This is a genomic window from Microbacterium oleivorans, from assembly GCF_001644225.1.
In the GTDB taxonomy this organism is placed as follows: Bacteria; Actinomycetota; Actinomycetes; order Actinomycetales; family Microbacteriaceae; genus Microbacterium; species Microbacterium gawkjiense.
The window spans coordinates 1-5,462 of record NZ_LSTV01000006.1; the positions used below are offsets into that span (position 1 = coordinate 1).

Here is a 5,462-nt window from a genome sequence, read left to right on the forward strand (position 1 = left end):
CGAAAGAAGTCCGGCGGTGTCCTACTCTCCCACAGGGTCCCCCCTGCAGTACCATCGGCGCTGTGAGGCTTAGCTTCCGGGTTCGGAATGTGACCGGGCGTTTCCCTCACGCTATGGCCGCCGAAACACTATTGATGTTTCAGTCTGCACAACGATTGTTCGTTATGCGGTTCTCGACCGTACATCGAGAACCACTCAGTGGACGCAAGCACCTAAACGGTGTGTTATCAAGTCATCGGCTTATTAGTACCGGTCAGCTTCACGTGTTACCACGCTTCCACATCCGGCCTATCAACCCAGTAGTCTGGCTGGGAGCCTCTCACCCGAAGGTATGGAAATCTCATCTTGAGGCCGGCTTCCCGCTTAGATGCTTTCAGCGGTTATCCATCCCGAACGTAGCTAACCAGCGGTGCTCTTGGCAGAACAACTGGCACACCAGAGGTTCGTCCAACCCGGTCCTCTCGTACTAGGGTCAGATCCTCTCAAATTTCCTACGCGCGCAGCGGATAGGGACCGAACTGTCTCACGACGTTCTAAACCCAGCTCGCGTACCGCTTTAATGGGCGAACAGCCCAACCCTTGGGACCTACTCCAGCCCCAGGATGCGACGAGCCGACATCGAGGTGCCAAACCATGCCGTCGATATGGACTCTTGGGCAAGATCAGCCTGTTATCCCCGAGGTACCTTTTATCCGTTGAGCGACAGCGCTTCCACAAGCCACTGCCGGATCACTAGTCCCGACTTTCGTCCCTGCTCGACCTGTCAGTCTCACAGTCAAGCTCCCTTGTGCACTTACACTCGCCACCTGATTGCCAACCAGGTTGAGGGAACCTTTGGGCGCCTCCGTTACTTTTTGGGAGGCAACCGCCCCAGTTAAACTACCCACCAGGCACTGTCCCTGAACCGGATTACGGTTCGAAGTTAGATATCCAGAGTGACCAGAGTGGTATTTCAACAATGACTCCACGGTAACTGGCGTCACCGCTTCATAGTCTCCCACCTATCCTACACAAGCCACACCGAACACCAATACCAAGCTGTAGTAAAGGTCACGGGGTCTTTCCGTCCTGCTGCGCGTAACGAGCATCTTTACTCGTAATGCAATTTCGCCGAGTTCGCGGTTGAGACAGTTGGGAAGTCGTTACGCCATTCGTGCAGGTCGGAACTTACCCGACAAGGAATTTCGCTACCTTAGGATGGTTATAGTTACCACCGCCGTTTACTGGGGCTTAAATTCTCAGCTTCGCCTTGCGGCTAACCGGTCCTCTTAACCTTCCAGCACCGGGCAGGCGTCAGTCCGTATACATCGTCTTGCGACTTGGCACGGACCTGTGTTTTTAGTAAACAGTCGCTACCCACTAGTCTCTGCGGCCACCACACCCTTTCCGGAGCAAGTCCGTATAAGTGGATGGCCCCCCTTCTCCCGAAGTTACGGGGGCATTTTGCCGAGTTCCTTAACCACGATTCTCTCGATCTCCTTGGTATTCTCTACCTGACCACCTGAGTCGGTTTGGGGTACGGGCAGCTAGAACCTCGCGTCGATGCTTTTCTTGGCAGCATAGGATCACCCACTTTTTATCCGCATCGTGTCTCAGCCTGAATGAGAGACGGATTTGCCTATCTCTCGGCCTACGCACTTGCCCCGGGACAACCATCGCCCGGGTTGGGCTACCTTCCTGCGTCACACCTGTTAATACGCTAGCCGCACCAGAACGGGTTCGAGCGTTAGACCGGCCGGCTTCACCCCGAAGGGATCCACTCAGCCGGGTTAGGACTCTTAGCACTACTGGATTAGCTGGGGCGGTTCTTCGCCGGTACGGGAATATCAACCCGTTGTCCATCGACTACGCCTGTCGGCCTCGCCTTAGGTCCCGACTTACCCAGGGAAGATTAGCTTGACCCTGGAACCCTTGGTCTTTCGGAGGACGTGTTTCTCACACGTCTTTCGCTACTCATGCCTGCATTCTCACTCGTGTAGCCTCCACGGCTGGTTCACACCGCCGCTTCGCTGGCCACACGACGCTCTCCTACCCATCAACACGGCTGGACCACGAAGGCCTACCAATAATGTCAATGCCACAACTTCGGTGGCGTGCTTGAGCCCCGTTACATTGTCGGCGCGGAATCACTTGACCAGTGAGCTATTACGCACTCTTTCAAGGGTGGCTGCTTCTAAGCCAACCTCCTGGTTGTCACAGCAACTCCACATCCTTTCCCACTTAGCACGCGCTTTGGGACCTTAGTTGGTGGTCTGGGTTGTTTCCCTCTCGACTATGAAGCTTATCCCCCACAGTCTCACTGCTGCGCTCTCACTTACCGGCATTCGGAGTTTGGCTGACGTCAGTAACCTTGTAGGGCCCATCGGCCATCCAGTAGCTCTACCTCCGGCAAGAAACACGCAACGCTGCACCTAAATGCATTTCGGAGAGAACCAGCTATCACGAAGTTTGATTGGCCTTTCACCCCTATCCACAGCTCATCCCCTCAGTTTTCAACCTAAGTGGGTTCGGCCCTCCACGACGTCTTACCGTCGCTTCAGCCTGGCCATGGATAGATCACTTCGCTTCGGGTCTAGGACATGCGACTGAATCGCCCTATTCAGACTCGCTTTCGCTACGGCTACCCCACACGGGTTAACCTCGCCACATATCGCTAACTCGCAGGCTCATTCTTCAAAAGGCACGCTGTCACACCTACCAGGGGTGCTCCAACGGTTTGTAAGCAAACGGTTTCAGGTACTATTTCACTCCCCTCCCGGGGTACTTTTCACCTTTCCCTCACGGTACTTGTCCGCTATCGGTCATCTGGGAGTATTTAGGCTTATCAGGTGGTCCTGACAGATTCACACGGGATTTCTCGGGCCCCGTGCTACTTGGGATACTCTTCGCGTCAAGAGAAGCATTTCGACTACGGGGTTGGCACCCTCTATGACCCGCCTTTCAATGCGGTTCGTCTATACCTTCTTGTAACGCCGACAGATCGGCAGAACTGTCTGAAAAGTCCCACAACCCCCAACGTGCAACGCCTGCCGGCTATCACACACGCTAGGTTTAGCCTGTTCCGGTTTCGCTCGCCACTACTAACGGAATCGCGGTTGCTTTCTCTTCCTGTGGGTACTGAGATGTTTCACTTCCCCACGTTCCCTCTACCCGCCCTATATATTCAGGCGGGAGTCACCAGGTACGCACGCGCCCTGGCGGGGTTTCCCCATTCGGACATCCTCGGATCAAAACTTGCTTATCAGTTCCCCGAGGCTTATCGCAGATTGCTACGTCCTTCTTCGGCTCCAGATGCCAAGGCATCCACCGTTTGCTCTTAAAGACTTGAAATCACATGAGTTGAATCGTCAATCGAAATTGACTAATGATCTTTAAGATCATCTATCACGAACCAATCCGAAGATCAGCTCGCAAGATGCTCGCGTCCACTGTGTAGTTCTCAAAGTACGGGCGGTACCTCCCCCGCACCGGCACTGCCGGCACAAGAAAAGGCCCAGAGGTTCGGACTCTCATCCGGTCCCTCAGGACCCAACAGCGTGCATGCACCAGACCCACCAGCCCTCCCGTTCCCACCGCAAGCGGCGTACTAGAGAAAACCTTCAGACCTGATGCCTCGTCAAATGTTCCACCCATGAGCTCCGGTCGAGAACATTCGTCTCGAAACCGGCTCTGTCACTCCGAAGAGTGCAGTGCTCCTTAGAAAGGAGGTGATCCAGCCGCACCTTCCGGTACGGCTACCTTGTTACGACTTAGTCCTAATTACCGATCCCACCTTCGACGGCTCCCTCCACAAGGGTTGGGCCACCGGCTTCAGGTGTTACCGACTTTCATGACTTGACGGGCGGTGTGTACAAGACCCGGGAACGTATTCACCGCAGCGTTGCTGATCTGCGATTACTAGCGACTCCGACTTCATGAGGTCGAGTTGCAGACCTCAATCCGAACTGGGACCGGCTTTTTGGGATTCGCTCCACCTCGCGGTATTGCAGCCCTTTGTACCGGCCATTGTAGCATGCGTGAAGCCCAAGACATAAGGGGCATGATGATTTGACGTCATCCCCACCTTCCTCCGAGTTGACCCCGGCAGTATCCCATGAGTTCCCACCATTACGTGCTGGCAACATAGAACGAGGGTTGCGCTCGTTGCGGGACTTAACCCAACATCTCACGACACGAGCTGACGACAACCATGCACCACCTGTTTACGAGTGTCCAAAGAGTTGACCATTTCTGGCCCGTTCTCGTATATGTCAAGCCTTGGTAAGGTTCTTCGCGTTGCATCGAATTAATCCGCATGCTCCGCCGCTTGTGCGGGTCCCCGTCAATTCCTTTGAGTTTTAGCCTTGCGGCCGTACTCCCCAGGCGGGGAACTTAATGCGTTAGCTGCGTCACGGAATCCGTGGAATGGACCCCACAACTAGTTCCCAACGTTTACGGGGTGGACTACCAGGGTATCTAAGCCTGTTTGCTCCCCACCCTTTCGCTCCTCAGCGTCAGTAACGGCCCAGAGATCTGCCTTCGCCATCGGTGTTCCTCCTGATATCTGCGCATTCCACCGCTACACCAGGAATTCCAATCTCCCCTACCGCACTCTAGTCTGCCCGTACCCACTGCAGACCCGAGGTTGAGCCTCGGGATTTCACAGCAGACGCGACAAACCGCCTACGAGCTCTTTACGCCCAATAATTCCGGATAACGCTTGCGCCCTACGTATTACCGCGGCTGCTGGCACGTAGTTAGCCGGCGCTTTTTCTGCAGGTACCGTCACTTTCGCTTCTTCCCTGCTAAAAGAGGTTTACAACCCGAAGGCCGTCATCCCTCACGCGGCGTTGCTGCATCAGGCTTTCGCCCATTGTGCAATATTCCCCACTGCTGCCTCCCGTAGGAGTCTGGGCCGTGTCTCAGTCCCAGTGTGGCCGGTCACCCTCTCAGGCCGGCTACCCGTCGACGCCTTGGTGAGCCATTACCTCACCAACAAGCTGATAGGCCGTGAGCCCATCCCAGACCGAAAAATCTTTCCAACTGCTGACCATGCGATCGCAGCTCATATCCGGTATTAGACGCCGTTTCCAGCGCTTATCCCAGAGTCAGGGGCAGGTTGCTCACGTGTTACTCACCCGTTCGCCACTGATCCACAGAGCAAGCTCTGCTTCACCGTTCGACTTGCATGTGTTAAGCACGCCGCCAGCGTTCATCCTGAGCCAGGATCAAACTCTCCGTAAAAGAAAAATACTGACAACGACCGGAATAGGCCGAAGCAGCGAGTTTGAACTGACCAAAGAGATAAATCATTGCTGACTATCCATCGCCGACACCGAAATGCCGGACTTTGATCCAAAGGAATCTCACCTCAGCCGAAGCCGAGATCGAGGTTATTTGGCATTTGACAAGTGCACGCTGTTGAGTTCTCAAGGATCGGATGCTCCCACACCACCCCCGCAAGGGCTTCGTAGTGAGGCAAC

Annotated in this window: 3 rRNA genes; all 3 read right to left on the reverse strand. The window is 54.9% G+C overall.

Features of this window, described 5'->3' with window-relative positions:
- Positions 1 to 8 precede the first annotated feature (8 nt).
- Positions 9 to 125 (reverse strand): 5S ribosomal RNA (gene rrf, locus AYL44_RS14310).
- A gap of 98 nt (positions 126 to 223) precedes the next feature.
- A 23S ribosomal RNA gene (locus tag AYL44_RS14315) occupies positions 224 to 3,330 on the reverse strand.
- Positions 3,331 to 3,700: 370 nt separating this feature from the next.
- Positions 3,701 to 5,223 (reverse strand): 16S ribosomal RNA (locus AYL44_RS14320).
- Together the 16S, 23S and 5S rRNA genes form the textbook arrangement of a ribosomal RNA operon.
- Positions 5,224 to 5,462 lie beyond the last annotated feature (239 nt).